Below are 15,926 nucleotides of genomic sequence, written 5' to 3' on the forward strand. Positions count from 1 at the left end.
CGCTGCTAAGCTTCAGTATTTCCTTGCCCGAGACGTGTATGGCTAGTTTTAACGCCACAGAATTCCTAAAAAACTTGTCCTCCTCTGCCGGCGTCTACCGTATGTATGACGCCAAAGGGGAGGTGATTTATGTGGGTAAGGCAAAAGATCTAAAAAAGCGTTTGTCCTCTTATTTTCGCGCTAACCTTGGCAATATCAAAACTCAGGCTTTGGTGTCTCACATTACCAATATTGATGTGACATTAACCCATAGCGAAACCGATGCTCTGCTACTTGAAAATGATTACATCAAGCAATACATGCCTAAATACAATGTATTGCTTCGCGATGATAAATCTTACCCCTATTTATTTTTAAGTGGTCACAAACATCCAAGGCTTGCCTATCACAGAGGACCGCAACGGGAAAAAGGCCGCTATTTTGGCCCCTATCCCAATGGCGGCGCGGTGCGTGAAAGCTTAAATCTATTACAAAAGTTATTTCCCATACGCCAGTGTGATGATCTCTATTACAAGGCGCGCACGCGACCTTGTTTGCAATACCAATTGGGCCGCTGCAGCGCCCCATGCGTGAATAAAGTCACCGATGAAGATTATGCCGAGCAAGTTCAGCTGGCGAGCTTATTTTTACAAGGTAAAGATCAGCAAGTGGTCACCAACTTGGTGACTAAGATGGAACAAGCCGCCGAAGAATTTCATTATGAACAGGCCGCGGCGTATCGTGATCAAATTACTGCCTTACGTAAGGTTGCCGAGCAGCAAGAAGTCTCGTTAGATAAAGGGGATATGGATGTCATCGGTGTGCACTATGAAAAAGCCATCGCCTGCTTTCATATGCTGTTTATTCGTTCGGGAAAAATATTTGGTAGTCGCAGTTATTACCCCAGCGTGCCGGCGCAGACTGACATAGATGAAGTGCTCAGTGCCTTTATTAGTCAATTCTATCTTAATGCCGATGTGCAGCGAACCTTACCTAATGAAGTCATCTTAAGTCAGTCTTTTAGTGATAAAGCGGAACTCGAAAGTGCCATCGCCGAGGCACTAGAGAAAAAGTTCATTATCAAGACTCAAGTGCGCGGCGAAAGGGCAAGTTTTTTGCGTTTAGCACTGACTAATGCTACCAACGCTGTGACGACTCGCCTTGCAGATAAAAACACCCAAGAGCAGCGCTTTAGTTTACTGGAAGAAGCGTTAGAGCTAGGTCACAGTATTGGGCGAATGGAGTGTTTTGATATCAGTCATACCATGGGGGAGAGCACGGTTGCCTCTTGCGTGGTGTTTAATCGAGAAGGCCCCCATAAGGCAGATTATCGGCGTTACAACATCTCTGGCATTACCGGCGGGGATGATTATGCCGCCATGGAGCAGGCGATTAATCGCCGCTTCGACAAGATAGACACTAACGGTAAGGTGCCGGACATTGTGTTTATTGACGGTGGCCTAGGCCAGTTACGCATAGCCCAAGGCATAGTAGATGAAAAATGTGCTCACTTAGACAGGCCGCCGCTACTTATTGGGGTGACCAAAGGGGAAGGTCGAAAAGCAGGTTTAGAGACCTTTGTCTTTGGCGGCTCTGAGCAGCAGTTTAATTTGCCAAGTGATAGCGGGGCATTCCACCTTATTTTACACATTCGTGATGAGTCACATCGATTTGCGATTACAGGTCATCGTAATAAAAGGCAAAAGACGCGCAACACATCAAGTCTTGAGTCTATTGCTGGTGTTGGCCCTAAAAGACGTAAAGCCTTACTGCAGCATTTAGGCGGCTTGCAGGAAGTTAAGGGAGCCAGCGTCGCTGAATTAACAAAAGTGCCGGGAATTAGCTTAGAAATGGCACAAACAATACATGACGCATTGCGAGGCGGATAAATTTAAGGCAAGATTGGCGCTGCTTCTGACTATTTGGTTTCATTCATGCCGTTTAATATACCCATAGCACTGACATTATTTCGTATTGCCTTGTTGCCCGTGTTCATTTTCTTCTTTTACTTACCCCATTCTTGGGCACCTTTTGCCTCAGCCTTTATATTTTGGCTCGCCGCCGTCACAGATGCACTGGATGGTTATGCGGCTCGCAAACTTAAGCAGTCAACTCGCTTTGGCGCATTTTTAGATCCAGTTGCCGACAAAGTGATGGTGACTACAGCCTTAGTCTTGCTGGTGCAGCAAAATGATAATATTTATCTCACTTTGGCGGCCTTGTTTATGATCGGCCGTGAGATCGTCATTTCAGCCCTGAGAGAGTGGATGGCGGAAATTGGCAAACGGGGGGTGGTGGCTGTGTCTTGGATAGGTAAATACAAGACAGCGGCACAAATGGTGGCCATAGTGGGGCTAATTTGGAAACCTACTCCATTGTTGACCGATCTGGCTTATGTCTGCTTCTACGTGGCGGCCGTGCTGACATTCTGGTCTATGATAAGTTACATATCAGCAGCTTGGAAAGATTTGGTCGCAGAATAGGCCAATACTTGCACACTGGCGCCTAAGAAAAGCGCAATAAGTTTATTTAGTATCCAAACAGTCATATTTACTAAAAACAGTAATTGACACTAAGGCGTAAATCGGTAGAATGCACCCCCGTAGACACGAGATGCAGCGCACAATAACTTGGTTAGCATGTTTGGTATAAACACTAATTAGTTAGCAAAACATCGAATGATTTTGCGACATTAGCTCAGTTGGTAGAGCGATACCTTGCCAAGGTATAGGTCATCGGTTCGAACCCGATATGTCGCTCCAAATCGCCGTTTACACAATGGCGCGATGGCAGAATGGCTATGCTGCGGATTGCAAATCCGTCGATCTCGGTTCGACTCCGGGTCGCGCCTCCACAATTTTGTTGATTTGTTAGATGTATTAGCTAATTAACGACACTTTTGCCCGAGTGGTGGAATCGGTAGACACAAGGGATTTAAAATCCCTCGCTGAATAAGCGTGCCAGTTCAAGTCTGGCCTCGGGTACCATTATTAACTCTAGCAATAGAGAATGGTACATTTAAGCCTCAACGAAAGTTGGGGCTTTTTTGTATCTGTAATTCAGCGATAAAAGCAAAAATCCCTCGCGCTCTTTGTTGAAAGTAAGGCGTGTCAGTGCAAGTCTGGCCTCGGGTACCATTATTAACTCTAGCAATAGAGAATGGTACATTTAAGCCTCAACGAAAGTTGGGGCTTTTTTGTATCTGTTAGCCGTAAAGATTACAAGCTATCTTTGCAATCGATTGGTTCCTCAAAATTTAGCAGTGGGTGCCACCGTTAATTTTCCATTTTTCCATATTCCTAATCAATCAATCAATGGGGGGGGGGAGAGTGGCACACAATTACTGCTTCTTAGTGATGTCTATCGATGTTAGCTAAACAGTTTTCATATAAAGTTAAAGCGATATCAAGTTATTAGCTGTAGATAGTATAAAAAGCGACTACCCCGCAAAAGCAAATTCCTATAGCATCTTACATAAGTAAAGAGTTACCCATTTACCTTGGCAGTGGCCAAGTCTCCCCCGAGATTTATGCCTTGCAATAGCACAAGGCATAAATACTAAGACGTTAGCATTACAGGAAGGTAGGTGTTCATTTGAGAGTGCGTGAAGCAAAGCCCGAAGATGCTTTAAGATTGTTTGAATTGTATCACCAGTTGGTTAATAACCCTGGGGTAAAGGTGGAACCAGAACAAATACAAGCTGTGTATGACGATGAGCGCTCAATGCTATTTGTCTGTGATTACCAAGGTGATGTTGTCGGGAGTGCGCTAGTTTCATTGTGTTCTGATGTTATGTTTCGTAAACAGCCGTTTGCTATCGTAGAAAACGTAATTGTTGATGTTGCTGCTCGGGGGCTGGGTGTGGGTTCGGCCTTGTTTAAGGAAATTGACATTTTTTGCGTGAATACTAACTGCTCTAAGATCATGCTTCTTAGTGCTAGCCAGCGGACTGATTCCCATGCATTTTTTGAAAAACAGGGTTTTAAAGGGGCACTCAAGCGGGGTTTTGTTAAGTATCGTTCTACATTCTCCAGTGCCGAGTAATATGCTAACAATCGCCTTAAACAACGGGGCTGTGTCCGCCGCAGTCGTTACAAGTTACTCGCTGTTTAGGCGTACGTTTCAAGGAGATTTCAGTGTCAAAATTGGTGATCGGATCTTCGGTAATGATTTCTTTACTTTGTATGATGTTAGCTGCTGCGCCATTTACTCCTGCTGTAGGTATCTCTTTTATAATGCTATTGTTCGCGGGGTTCATGGGTTATAAGGGCTTTATTCAATCGGCCTTAGTTTTACTGTTAATCAATACGCTTGCTGTAATCGGAAGTCCGAGTATAGATATATCAGATTCATACACGCTGATAGGTGTATTGATTTTCTTTCCTGTTTCATTCGGTGGAGTGCTACTAGGCGTAAGGAAATTGGCTGTAATTTTAGTAGAATCATAAATATAGAGGCTCACGCATTACAATTTACCGCTAAGTAATATGACTGGAGAAAAAAGACATTGTCGACGTAGGTTAACCAACCATGGTAGATAGCTTAAACAGCAGGAAGGCTAAAATTATTAGCCAAGTCGGGCAGTATATTTATGACCATAGCGATCAAACTATCAGCTTAGATGCCCTGGCAAGTTATAGCGGCTTTTCTAAGTACCACTTTAATCGCATATTTTTTGCGGCGACGGGGTACCAATTAGGTGAGTTTATTCAGCGGCATAAATTGGATAAGGCACTGCAGTTAATCAAACAGGGAAACCACAATATTATCGATGTTGCTATTAGCGTCGGCTATGATTCCCCTTCCTCTTTTTCTAGGGCGTTTAAAAAGAACTTCTCTGTTACCCCAAGCGAAGTAGTTCAAGGTAATTTGCCGAACAATGTGCGGGTTGGCAGCTTAACACCTAGAAAACGATTAACTGAGCAGAAATTGCAACCTGTTTGGAAAACCTTGCCTGAGCGACAAGTGTACGGCTTGTATGGCAAAGGTTTTAATGAGCAATCTTTCTCCCAAGTGGCAGGTGAATTATACGGCCGTCTAGCCGCTATGGCTGAGCCGTTACGTTACGCTGAGTTGCAGCCTATTGGTGTTTCTGTTGATAACCCCTGGTCGATAGAGCAAACTGAAAGCCGTTTTTTGCAGTGCAGAAGCCTTTTCTAGCGCTGCAGTGGCATTGAAGACAACGGAAGTCGACTTATTAAATCAGCAAATGAATCGACCAGCTAAAATCAAGTTTTGGTATCAAGCGGATGCAGTGCCTTGTGATGCGACGATGTGTTTATCCCCTAAGCAAAGTCGTCACCGTGTTGCGATTATCTCTCATGGGGCCTTTGGCTCACCCCGTGAAATGAACTGGCTTGGCTATGCATTGGCCTCCCAGGGCTGGCTTGTTGCTGGGGGCGCTCATTTTGGTGAGTCCTGGGTTTATGGGCCTGAAACTATAGATCCGACTACCGCCATGCGCTTCTGGCAGCGCCCACAAGATGTCAGCTTTGCTATCGATAGTTTATCCAAAGCGGGGTTATTTAATATCTCACTTAACACGGACAAGGTAATTATGCTTGGTCATTCTTCTGGTGGATTTACCTCTTTAGCCATGGCGGGCGCGAGTTTAGCTGCGGGTAAGTCGCAGACCTATTGCGCGTCAGCAAAGGCAACAAATGATAAAGGCTGCGATTATGGCAAGCAAAGTACGCGTGAGCCAATGAGTGAAGACACGTTGCAGAAAATGGGCTTACTGCAAGCGCAAATGCGAGACGAGCGAGTTGCCGTGGTTATTGCGCTAGATCCGGCCTTGGGATATGCGGTTAGTGAGCAGAGCTTAGAAAACATAAAAATCCCAGCGCTAATTCTGGGCTCGGTAGACAATGATTTCCTGCCATTTAGCGCACACGCCAACTATTATGCAGACCATATTCAAGCTGCGAAATTAGTCGGTATTGAACAAGGTGCGGGTCACTTTATTTACATTGATAAATGCGACTCAGACAGGCAAGTAAAAGGCGTCGCTTTGTGTAAGGATCGACAAGGTGTCGATCGCAAGGCAATACAGCAACAAATACTCGAGCATATATTTGGCTTTATTTATAGCAATGGTCTTAGCTAAATACGCATCCTTTTGTTCAGTATCAAAGATTGATAAAGCCTATACCAGATGATAAGTTACTAAAATAAATGACAATTCAAGTCACTGTCCTCGCCAAGGGATTGGCTTAAGGCGTTTATCGGGTCTACCTGTAAACTAAAATTAACCTCAAGGAGCAATATGAGCATAGCGATAGTGTTAGGGACAAGTCGTAGTGATGGGAATACGTCGGCATTAGCAAACGAATTTGCACAGGCAACGGGGGCGAATGTCTTTCCATTATCGGATTTCTCAATTTTACCGTTCGATTATGAGTTTAAAAATACATCAGATGATTTTCTACTGTTAATTAATCAAGTGATTAAACACGATATCATCATTTTTGCCTCACCCATTTACTGGTACTCACCTAGTGCACAGATGAAAGTTTTTATGGATCGCTTGTCAGACTTATTGAAATTAATAAGCCACTTGGAAGGCAGTTGCGTGGGAAAGTTGCCGGGGTGTTATCTACGGGCAGTGACATTATGCCTAAAGATTGTTTCGAACAGGTATTTCGCTGTACCTTTGAATATTTAGGTTTGGGCTACTTAGGCATGCTGTATTGTGCCTGTGATGATGCCTTTTTAAGAGAAAAAAATCAGTCAAAGATAGCTGATTTTTGTACAGCTAATGAATATTTAAAGGACAAATATGGTTCCTGAACTCGAAGTCATAGATCACGTTCATTTATACGTCAGCGACAGAGCGGCAGCTGAGAAATGGTACTCTGAGTTTATGGGGTTTAACCGGATGCAACAATTCGAGCCGTGGGTTGAACATGGACCATTAACGATTGCCAGTGGCAAGGTTCATCTTGCATTATTTGAGTCTACTCAGCCTCAAAAAACCACAGTCGCTTTTGGGGTAAATTGTAATAATTTTATCCATTGGATAAGACATTTGAACAGTAAATCTGTCGATTTTGAACTCGTCGACCACGATTTATCTTGGTCTATTTACTTTTGTGATCCAGATGGTAATCCATTTGAAATTACCAGCTACGAATATGGCCACTTATCGCAACGATTAAGTGCACAAATCTAATCCCTGTGAGCCACATGATCGCTAATAATCGATCTTAACTTAAATAATCCCAATGAGTGAAAATTTTACAGGATGCAAGCTCGCCTACATTTTAAATGATTCGCTGCTGGTTTATAAGCGAGACGAAATCCCAGACCTACCATTTCCTGTACTGTGGGATTTTCCTGAAGGGGGTAGAGAAGGCCATAATTCTCCAGAAGAGTGTGCTTCGAGAGCTCAAGGAAGCATTTTCAACTTCATTCCCTGCGACTAGATTTTTGTATAAGAAAAAATTATCAATCAGAGCGGTAATGGGTGCACATTCTTTTTGTGGCTTAGGGAAAAGATGCAGAAATTAGTAATATCTGATTTAGTGATGAGGGCAATATTGGAAGCTAATGCCAATTCAAGAATATTTGTCGCATCCTAAGGCAATTCCTGCTCTTATCAGTCGGTTAAACAGGTATCTTAAGTATGAAGCTGAGAAATAGAAAATCCGGCCCAGAATCAACTCTGTTGATCAATTTTTCTCCGTTTTCATATCGTTCCCATGGCTTGGCTTAGGCGGTTGGCCCAGAAGTATTGCCTCTGACTGAAAATACAGCGATAAAGCCGATGGTAAAATGAAACCAACTGCCTCAAACCCCAGGGGGGGAGCGATAAAAAAGCACAGCCCTAGGGCTGTGCTTTTCATTATTCAGTCTTTACAGACGGTAAGTTAAGGTTAGCTTAGCGTTACGCTCTTCCCCTGGCATGCCGCCCAGGAACATAGCTTTCTCATAATAGACCTTATTAAACAAGTTGTTAATGTTTAACTGGATCTTATAGTCTTGGGCATCATAGCTGATGGCTGAGTCCATAACGGCATAACTTGGCACATGGCCGTCTGGAATACCGAATCGGCTTGAGTGTGTGCTGCGCTCGCCGACGTACTTTCCGCCTAAACTAAGGGAAATAGGCTCACGTAAGCCAAAGTCAGCGGCGTAGCTTGCCCACATGCCAGCGGTGACGTATGGCACGCCTTTTTGACGTTGATTTGCATCACTTCGGCTTGGGTCTTGGTTATCTCTGGCGTCTTGGTAGACAGCATTGACATTGATTGTCCATTGCTGGTTAAGAGTGGCGTTGATATCAAGCTCTACACCTTCAGTGTCTTCACTGCCGTTATTGAAATACTGTGGTACTTCAGGGCCAGACACGTCAGAATTATAGAGTGGATTGCCGTATTGCAAGTTAGTACGTGACGTTTTAAAGAAAATTAATGAGGCCAGTAATTGATCGTCAAACCCTTTGGCTCTTATGCCAAAATCTTTGCTGACTGACTCAGAATCTTCTCTGTCGCTTTGATCGCCCTTAATATCACCAAGCACACTGTAGGCCGTACGGCCTTTTGCATGGTTGATGAAGAAAGATAAATCATCGGTTGGCATATAGGTTAAGCCTAAGTTATAGGTCATGCCGTTATCTGTGGTATCAGCCAGTTGCGTTGGCTCTGCGCGACTTGCGCTGTAGCGGGCATCGACACCTAAATGCTCGTAAGCTTGCTTGATTTCATTAAACGCGACTCCGATACGGCTGGTAAAACCATTGCCTAAGTAACCTACGTGTTGAACGCCTAAGCCCCAAGCACTGATGGCTTTGTCGTAGTTACTAGTACGCAGCGGATCGTAATCCTCAAATTGTCCCGTGCCCCAGTTAGGGTTACGGATATCATAGATGTAGGGTAGGCTGCCTTGATACAGCAGCTGGCCTTTTTTATCTTTGATTATGTAGTCTTTATCCCAGATTGAATATTGCTGTGAGCGTATGCTTCTGTCTTCAAAATTTGCATTCATTAACAGTTCATTGTCTATGCCTGCAAGTTCGAAGTCGTAGCGTAAATCAGCAAAGTACTGCCATGATTTTTCATCTGCGCTGGCTTTACGGTATTCCTGACGGCGAGCGGCAAAGGGGTATAACTTGCCATCTTCTAGCAGCGGCGCACGAGGAGCAACATTGATACCCTCGCTTTGTTCCCAGTACACATAGTTATAGGCACCCGTTTGGCGAGCAAAGCCGGTGTCATAGTTACGGTATTGCAGCTGCTGATTTAAATGCAGATTGTCGCTTAAGTAGATATTGTGAGTCAGCTTAAGACGCAGCTCCTCGCCTTCGTTGGCTTTGGCCATTGGGGAGATTAAGCCCTTGTGTCCGAAAGTATAAGGAGTTAGGCCATCGCTTGAACTTAAGGAGTTTGCCAATTCTTGACGCTGAAGATCTGTAAGCTGTATGCCTTTGCTACCGGGGTCATTGACTAGGTCTTGCCAGGTGGCTTCTCCCGCAGTTTTGCCATTGACTGACTCAGCATTATAAATACGGATGGGGTGGCCGATAGAGTCTACTGGGATAGCATCTTTAATGTAGGCGGCTGATAACATGATGTTTTGGTCATCATTAATCAAAAACTTTAATGAGCCGTAAACTTCATCTCTGTCGGTGCCCATGTCACGGTAACCGTCACTGCGGGCGCTTTTAGCGACAACACGATAGGCTAAATCATCGCTAATAGCGCCAGTACTGTCGGCAAGCATTGAATAGCTGTCCCACTGACCTAGCTCCAGCTCAAACTCATGTTGGCTAGTAAATTCTGGTTTTTTCTCAATGAGGTTAATAACGCCACCGGCGCTACCCATGCCATAAAGGCCGGTTGCTGGGCCTTTTAACACTTCAACCGAGCTCACGTTTGCCAGTGAGCGTGTCGGGTTAAAGGTGTTGCCTAAGCCTGCGCCGCCATACATGCCGTCATAGGTATAGTTAGCGCCTAGGCCGCGTACCACTAGGTTATCGCCTATGCCATAGTTGTTGCCAGCTTGAGTTACGCCGCTGATATTACGTACCAAGTCTTGCATATTGCTTAAGCCTTGTGCATCGAAAAGCGCCTCATCGACAATCACAACTGCCGCTGGGGTTTCCATCAATGACATATCAGACTTGGTGGCAAGGCCTGAATTCATCACCACTTGGTTTTGTCTTCCATAGACGGTTATACGCTCAACATCCTTGTTATCACGGGCCTTATTAGTCTGTGCCTCAGACGTGGCTGACGTTTGTGAGGCGAGGATAGTAGTGTGAGCACTGGCAGTAACGGCAAACAGTGCGCTATGGCAAGCAAGAGCAAGTAGAGATAAACGTAACGACTTCATAACTGATACCTTTATAAATGAAGTCGCGAATGATAATGATTATCATAGTTGTTGCAAGTATAATTGTATAAACTGGCTAAATTCATCAATAACTTGATAAATCAGCCAGAGGTATCACTATTGCTTAGTCAAGATTGTCCATCTTAGGTGCTAGCTTGTTAATGTGTTTCAGTAAACTTGCTGTTATACTTCGCCCAAGTCACTGTGCTGTAGTCAATTTATACCAGTATTGATGACCTGAGAAATGCTGAAAGCATGATTAAGATATTAAGGTAAAATAATGAATTTAAAGCAAGAACTGCAAGATTTGAATGATAAATTAGAAAAGTTTCGCCGTAAGCTTGCAGCCGCAGAGCAGCGTGGTGATGCCACTATTATTCTGCAGTTTAAGAAAGAAATAACCACAGTGTCTAAGCGTATTAGCAGTGTTAAAGGTCAGCAGACCCGTGAGCTTAAAAAAGAAGGCACAGACGTAAAAACCTTGCCATTTAAGCGTACTTTGACCAAAGCCGAACAGGCGGATATGGGCAAGCTTAAAAAGTCAGTTAAAGGCTTAGTTGTGGTGCATCCGATGACGGCTCTTGGTCGGGAAATGGGCATCAAAGACGTTACAGGTTTTGCTCCTCAAGCGTTTTAGTTTGCCGCTAATGATGACTGCTAAGGCAGTCATGTGTTTGATTAGGAAGATTTAAATCTCACGGATTGAGTGCAGTTGTAAGGTTGGCCCATGTCGATAAACTATATCGCTACTTCTAAATTACCTACGCCTTGGGGCGTGTTTTCCATGCACGGTTTTGAAGATACTCAAACGGGTAAAGAGCATGTTGCACTGACCTTTGGTGAGTGGCAGCCAAGCCACGCTATCTTAGGTCGTATTCATTCTGAATGTTTAACCGGTGATGCCTTATTTAGCTTACGCTGCGACTGTGGTTTTCAATTACAGACGGCGATGCAGAACATTGCCGAAGCGGGGCAAGGATTTATTCTTTACTTACGCCAAGAAGGCCGCGGTATTGGCTTACTCAATAAAATTCGCGCCTATGAGTTGCAAGATGCGGGGGCGAACACGGTTGAAGCCAATGAACGTTTAGGTTTTGATGCCGATATGCGTAAGTACGACATGATAGCGCCAATGCTTGAAAAAATTGCCGTGACTCAAGTTAAGCTAATGACGAATAACCCCCGTAAAGTCAAAGCGATGCAAGACTTAGGTATTGTCGTTGCTGAAAGGGTGCCTTTGCAGGTGGGTAAAAACCGCTACAATGAAGCTTACCTAAAGACCAAATCCACTGAGCTTGGACATATGATGTCTGAACATCACTTTAATGATGATAAAGGCAACTAATTGTGTTGGCTCTAGAGTTAAGTGAATGACCTCATTGTTAGCCTTCATTCAGTCAAATACCAATAAGATCAGTTTTTTAGCATTCATTACTGGCTGGGCTTGGACTGCGGAGGCTGCCACAGAAGTCACCACTAAAGATGCCTCCCATTACGCCTTTGCTAATTATTTAGGCAGTGGCGTTTATCGCACCTCAGAGCAGAGTGCTGCGGTTCTCAACATTCCCCTTAAGCATGAATTAGCTGACTGGTCAGACAGCAAACTTATGCTGCGTTTACCCATTTCACTCGGTTTCTTTAATTATGATTTTAAAGATTTTCCCAGCGGCGATATTCCCACGGGTGTGGGTACCATGGTAATGACACCTGGGGTTGAATATCACTGGAAAGGTCAAAATCGTTGGCGTTATGAATCTTATGTTGATTTAGGTTTTGGTTACAACTTTAGCAATGAAAACCAAGTGGCTATTTTTTCAATGGGGATCTCCGCGCTCTACGATATGGATTGGCCAGATTATTCACCCACTTGGGTTAACCGGCTTTATTATGCTGGGTATCGCAATAAACTCGATCACAATACTGAGAGTTTTTCCGCTTTAAGCAGTGGTATCGAATCAGGGCTTAATCAGCAATGGCTGTGGGGAGATGTCGCGTTTGAACCTAGATTGTTTCTGGGGGCTAATTGGTATTTTGACAAACTTAAATTCAGTTCAGTGACTAAAGCCGATACCTTTACCAATTACAGTGTAGAGCTAGGTTTTAGCTTGTTGTTTACTCAGCCTGTAGGCTGGGAATACCTGAACATCAAAAGAGCTGGCCTCAGTTATCAGGTCGGTGAAGGCTTAAGGGTCATCAAGTTTCATCTCGATTTCCCTTTATAGCACCTTAAAGCTTACCTGTCAGCACAGGCCTTCTAGGACACATAAAAGCCGTTTTTATCTTAATCACCCTTAGGGCTGGCATTACCCCATATGGCTTTATTTGCCTGAGGCAAGGCGTCAGTATGATTTGCTGTCTGCTTGGTTTGTGGCTTAGCTTGCCCCGCTAGAGAACCCGAGGAGTGCTGGGCTTTTTTAGGCTTGTCGTCAAATTTGTTGGTTCCGCCAGAGTCAACCTTAGGGGTAGGCAATGGCAGTTTATTGGCTTTTAAATATAGGTATTCAACCTTATCTCTGGCCCATTGGGTTTTTCGTAAAAAGGCCAAGCTGGATTTGATGCTAGGATCGTGCGTGAAGCAGCGAATGTTAATCCTAAGACCTAACTCTTCCCAACCGTATTTATCCACCAAAAATATTAAGATGGCCTCCAGTTTTAGGCCATGTAAAGGATTATTTTGCTGGTTCATAGGATGCTTTAAATTGACTGATTTTGGTCATTGTACCATCTGAATGGGCAGAAAACTGCATTGGCTTAGTCAGTATTATCATCGATTAGGCTGGTGCTAGGGTCGAGTAATTGCCTATGGTAGAACTCGTCAATAAGTAGGCGCAGAATTTTGGATTTTGCCAGCTGGTTGTTCTGAGCCAATTTGTCCAGTTGACTGATGCTGCGCTCAGTCAGGGTAAAAGTGGCATGACGATATAGAGAACTGGTTTTCTTATTTAGCCCAGCTTTTGCTCGTTGTTGAGCAAGTTGCTCATTTCTGCCTGCCGCATAGTTGTCGGCATCAGAAATAAACTCATCTGCCGAAATCGACTTAGGTTTAGATTTGAGTTTCTTGCGTTTAAGATCAGTTAAGCTCATAGCTATTTTCTGGAGGGATTGCGAATAATTCATCGGCTATGGCACGAATTTCATCCGCGGCCTTACCATCAGGTTCAATTTCAAGTACAGATGAACCACTTTCCTCACTGTCATCATAAATATTACGACAGAAAGTGATAGCGTTTAATACCCGTAATCCAAAGGACTCGATCACTTCCTTGGCTTCAAGGATGCGCTTATATTGAGTCGGTAGCGCGGGGCATTGAGTGAGCACTATGGTGGCTACCATTTTAGGATTGACCATTTTACAGGTACTGAGCATATCTTCCATATGGGGCAAGGTTTTTAAATCACGGCGTTTGGGACGCAAAGGTAGCACCACATAAGTGGCGACTGACATGGCGGCACGCATGGCAAGGTTATCCTGGCCGCCACAATCGACGATGACATAGTCAAAGCGTTCGGACAGACTTAATAGATCGTTACGAATTTTGCCGTAGAGTTGGATGCAATTGATCAAGGGCAGGTTGGGGTCATTGTTTCTGGCTTGGATCCAATCTGAAGTGGTGCGCTGGGGATCGCAATCCACCATTAGTACGTTGGCTTGGTATTTTTGTGTGATGTGGACGGCGAGATTCTGTGCCATACAGCTCTTGCCGCTACCGCCTTTCTCACCACCTACTAACAATATCAGTCCCATATAATATACCCAGTTGAGCACTTTTTTATTCAGTATAGGACAGCTTAGCTAAACTGCAGCAATTGCATTTAATACAATGATTATTTCAATAGCTGTAAGGCGACATAGAAACTGTCTGCGGAGCGAGTATTACATCTACATACTTGGCCGAAGACTTGATGCTGTTTATCGGTATTAGGATTAAAGGTTACTGCAATCAACTCGCCGATATCGAAGGGTAAACTGTAATCGAATAGCAGTCCGTTACGAGCAAGGTCCATACAGATGGCATAGTCTTGCTGCTCGGCACCAGTGCTATCTTTCCAATGGATAAGCACACGCTCCGCTTCTAAATCTAAGCGAATGGAGTCGCGCTTTTCTGCCATTTCATTAGGATCTGTACTCATATTGGCTCCATGAAGGAATGTGATGCTATTGAAATAGCATAATCACTTTTTTCATTTATACCAATCAAGCCACTAAAAAACATCTGCTCGAATCTTTTATGCACCTGATGACAAGCTTAATCGGCTAGTTATCATAGTCCTGATTCTTTGGGTAGGGCATCGTAAGTTGGCCCCAACGGATGACTATGACTGTCACTGCAAGTAATATGGTTGAGAGTGAAATGGCCAGAATACGCCAATCATCCATGGCTTTCATGTCCAGAATTAAATAGCGAGCCAGCGCGACAATGGCGATATAAAGTGGCATGCGGATCGGCAGTTTGCCCGATTCTATATAATTGACCACCATGGCGAGCACTTCGAGATAGATAAATAACAGTAATAAATCTGCCAAAGCAACGGTGCGTAAATTTATCATGTTGTAAATCTCTTCGCCAATAGAGACCAAGGTTGCTATTGCGATGATAAATAATACTAAGTATTCAACTTTCTTCAGTAAGGACAGGCTTACTCTACGGGTTAACGACATGGTGTTTATCCTGATGAGTGAACGGCATAAAATATAATCATAAAAAAACCGCCTAAGTATGGTACTCGGCGGTTGTTTTTATACCAATAGCGGATTGAGCTATTGTTTGATAATTAACGTTTTAAGCCATCATTTAATAATGGGCGCATTAATTTAACAAGTTCAGTGGTCACTTTAGGAGAACCAGCAACAATATTGCCAGAAGCCATATAATTATGATTACCTGTAAAGTCAGTCACAGTACCGCCAGCTTCGCGGCAGATAAGATCGCCCGCTGCGATATCCCATGGCTTAAGACCGATTTCAAAGAAACCGTCTAAACGACCAGCAGCAACATAAGCTAAATCTAACGCCGCTGAACCCGCACGACGAAGGTCTGCACACACAGGGAACAGTGTGGTCAGAATTTTCATGTAACTTTCAGTGTGTTGACGTGCTTTGAAAGGGAAACCAGTACCAATTAAGGTATTGTTTAACTCAGTCACGTTGGTCACGCGTAAGCGGAAATCGTTAAGCTTTGCGCCTTTACCACGTACGGCTGAGAAGAGTTCTTCACGGACAGGATCATAAATCACAGCCACTTCAACCTTGCCTTTATATTGAAGGGCAATGGAGACGGCAAAATGAGGAATACCACGAACGAAGTTGTTCGTGCCATCAAGAGGATCGACTATCCAGACGTAGTCTTTATTGTCACCGCGATGTTCACCGCTTTCTTCGCCCACCACAGTGTGGTCTGGGTAAGATTTACGGATCTGATACAGAATAGTGGCTTCAGCTTCCTTGTCTACACTGGTCACAAAGTCGTTTAGTCCTTTGGCAGAAACTTCGACACGGTCGAGTTCAGTATAGGCGCGCATAATAGTTTGGCCCGCGGCGCGTGCAGCGCGCGTAGCGATAGTCAGCATCGGATGCATAGCAATCCCCTGGATGTTAAAGAACGATAAATAGCGGC

Annotated in this window: 19 protein-coding genes and 3 tRNA genes; 15 read left to right on the forward strand and 7 right to left on the reverse strand. The window is 44.1% G+C overall.

The genetic code is table 11. The features are described from left to right. The first annotated feature begins 38 nt into the window (after positions 1-38). The 12 genes from uvrC to SDEN_RS07565 all read left to right on the forward strand — a co-directional run bounded on the left by uvrC (position 39) and on the right by SDEN_RS07565 (position 7,150). Complete coding sequence (gene uvrC, locus SDEN_RS07515) at positions 39-1,868, forward strand: excinuclease ABC subunit UvrC (protein WP_011495881.1); 1,830 nt, start codon at positions 39-41, stop codon at positions 1,866-1,868. 45 nt (positions 1,869-1,913) lie between these two features. After that, positions 1,914-2,462, forward strand: a complete 549-nt coding sequence (gene pgsA, locus SDEN_RS07520) for a CDP-diacylglycerol--glycerol-3-phosphate 3-phosphatidyltransferase (protein WP_011495882.1) — start codon at positions 1,914-1,916, stop codon at positions 2,460-2,462. Between the two features lie 203 nt (positions 2,463-2,665). Next, positions 2,666-2,741 (forward strand) — tRNA-Gly (locus tag SDEN_RS07525). Positions 2,742-2,759: 18 nt separating this feature from the next. Further along, positions 2,760-2,833: transfer RNA gene (locus SDEN_RS07530), tRNA-Cys, on the forward strand. A gap of 47 nt (positions 2,834-2,880) precedes the next feature. Continuing rightward, a tRNA-Leu gene (locus tag SDEN_RS07535) sits at positions 2,881-2,966 on the forward strand. Positions 2,967-3,579: 613 nt separating this feature from the next. Beyond that, on the forward strand, positions 3,580-4,023 hold the full coding sequence (locus SDEN_RS07540) for a GNAT family N-acetyltransferase (RefSeq protein ID WP_232279934.1): 444 nt from the start codon (positions 3,580-3,582) through the stop codon (positions 4,021-4,023). 92 nt (positions 4,024-4,115) lie between these two features. Then, a complete protein-coding gene (locus SDEN_RS07545) occupies positions 4,116-4,427 on the forward strand; it encodes a DUF6419 family natural product biosynthesis protein (protein ID WP_041405727.1) in 312 nt (103 codons plus the stop codon). An 82-nt stretch (positions 4,428-4,509) separates the two neighbouring features. After that, entirely contained in the window at positions 4,510-5,139 is a 630-nt protein-coding gene (locus tag SDEN_RS19775; protein WP_011495884.1) for a helix-turn-helix transcriptional regulator, read from the forward strand. A 7-nt stretch (positions 5,140-5,146) separates the two neighbouring features. After that, entirely contained in the window at positions 5,147-6,085 is a 939-nt protein-coding gene (locus tag SDEN_RS07555) for an alpha/beta hydrolase family protein (RefSeq protein ID WP_011495885.1), read from the forward strand. A 159-nt stretch (positions 6,086-6,244) separates the two neighbouring features. After that, positions 6,245-6,643 carry a flavodoxin family protein gene (locus SDEN_RS21020; RefSeq protein ID WP_011495886.1) on the forward strand — a complete coding sequence of 133 codons (399 nt, stop codon included), beginning with the start codon at positions 6,245-6,247 and terminating at the stop codon, positions 6,641-6,643. Continuing rightward, positions 6,547-6,768: a hypothetical protein gene (locus SDEN_RS20675; RefSeq protein ID WP_041405728.1), complete on the forward strand. Its 222-nt coding sequence runs from the start codon at positions 6,547-6,549 to the stop codon at positions 6,766-6,768. The genes SDEN_RS21020 and SDEN_RS20675 overlap by 97 nt, the downstream gene beginning before the upstream one ends. After that, positions 6,758-7,150 carry a VOC family protein gene (locus SDEN_RS07565; RefSeq protein ID WP_011495887.1) on the forward strand — a complete coding sequence of 131 codons (393 nt, stop codon included), beginning with the start codon at positions 6,758-6,760 and terminating at the stop codon, positions 7,148-7,150. Before SDEN_RS20675 ends, SDEN_RS07565 begins: the two co-directional genes overlap by 11 nt. 683 nt (positions 7,151-7,833) lie before the next feature. Here SDEN_RS07565 and SDEN_RS07570 read toward each other — a convergent pair. Further along, on the reverse strand, positions 7,834-10,311 hold the full coding sequence (locus SDEN_RS07570; RefSeq protein WP_011495888.1) for a TonB-dependent receptor: 2,478 nt from the start codon (positions 10,309-10,311) through the stop codon (positions 7,834-7,836). Positions 10,312-10,591: 280 nt separating this feature from the next. Between SDEN_RS07570 and SDEN_RS07575 the strand changes: the two genes are divergently transcribed. The 3 genes from SDEN_RS07575 (at position 10,592) to SDEN_RS07585 (ending at position 12,533) form a co-directional block, all read left to right on the forward strand. Further along, complete coding sequence (locus SDEN_RS07575; protein ID WP_011495889.1) at positions 10,592-10,948, forward strand: YibL family ribosome-associated protein; 357 nt, start codon at positions 10,592-10,594, stop codon at positions 10,946-10,948. Positions 10,949-11,038: 90 nt separating this feature from the next. Next, entirely contained in the window at positions 11,039-11,656 is a 618-nt protein-coding gene (ribA, locus tag SDEN_RS07580) for a GTP cyclohydrolase II (RefSeq protein WP_011495890.1), read from the forward strand. A 25-nt stretch (positions 11,657-11,681) separates the two neighbouring features. Next, positions 11,682-12,533, forward strand: a complete 852-nt coding sequence (locus SDEN_RS07585; protein ID WP_011495891.1) for a hypothetical protein — start codon at positions 11,682-11,684, stop codon at positions 12,531-12,533. Positions 12,534-12,592: 59 nt separating this feature from the next. On the opposite strand, the gene SDEN_RS20200 is transcribed toward SDEN_RS07585, so the two are convergent. From SDEN_RS20200 to suhB, 6 genes are all read right to left on the reverse strand, one after another. Further along, on the reverse strand, positions 12,593-12,997 hold the full coding sequence (locus SDEN_RS20200) for a VF530 family DNA-binding protein (RefSeq protein WP_011495892.1): 405 nt from the start codon (positions 12,995-12,997) through the stop codon (positions 12,593-12,595). Between the two features lie 65 nt (positions 12,998-13,062). Further along, the gene (locus SDEN_RS07595) at positions 13,063-13,395 is read right to left on the reverse strand and encodes a hypothetical protein (RefSeq protein ID WP_011495893.1); all 333 of its coding nucleotides are present in this window, start codon (positions 13,393-13,395) and stop codon (positions 13,063-13,065) included. Continuing rightward, a complete protein-coding gene (locus tag SDEN_RS07600; RefSeq protein WP_041406143.1) occupies positions 13,382-14,050 on the reverse strand; it encodes an AAA family ATPase in 669 nt (222 codons plus the stop codon). Before SDEN_RS07600 ends, SDEN_RS07595 begins: the two co-directional genes overlap by 14 nt. A gap of 86 nt (positions 14,051-14,136) precedes the next feature. Then, positions 14,137-14,442, reverse strand: a complete 306-nt coding sequence (locus SDEN_RS07605; RefSeq protein ID WP_011495895.1) for a PilZ domain-containing protein — start codon at positions 14,440-14,442, stop codon at positions 14,137-14,139. Between the two features lie 124 nt (positions 14,443-14,566). Further along, on the reverse strand, positions 14,567-14,971 hold the full coding sequence (locus SDEN_RS07610) for a phosphate-starvation-inducible protein PsiE (RefSeq protein WP_011495896.1): 405 nt from the start codon (positions 14,969-14,971) through the stop codon (positions 14,567-14,569). A gap of 113 nt (positions 14,972-15,084) precedes the next feature. Beyond that, positions 15,085-15,888: an inositol-1-monophosphatase gene (suhB, locus tag SDEN_RS07615; RefSeq protein WP_011495897.1), complete on the reverse strand. Its 804-nt coding sequence runs from the start codon at positions 15,886-15,888 to the stop codon at positions 15,085-15,087. Positions 15,889-15,926: the final 38 nt, after the last annotated feature.

Source organism: Shewanella denitrificans OS217, assembly GCF_000013765.1.
Classification (GTDB): Bacteria; Pseudomonadota; Gammaproteobacteria; order Enterobacterales; family Shewanellaceae; genus Shewanella; species Shewanella denitrificans.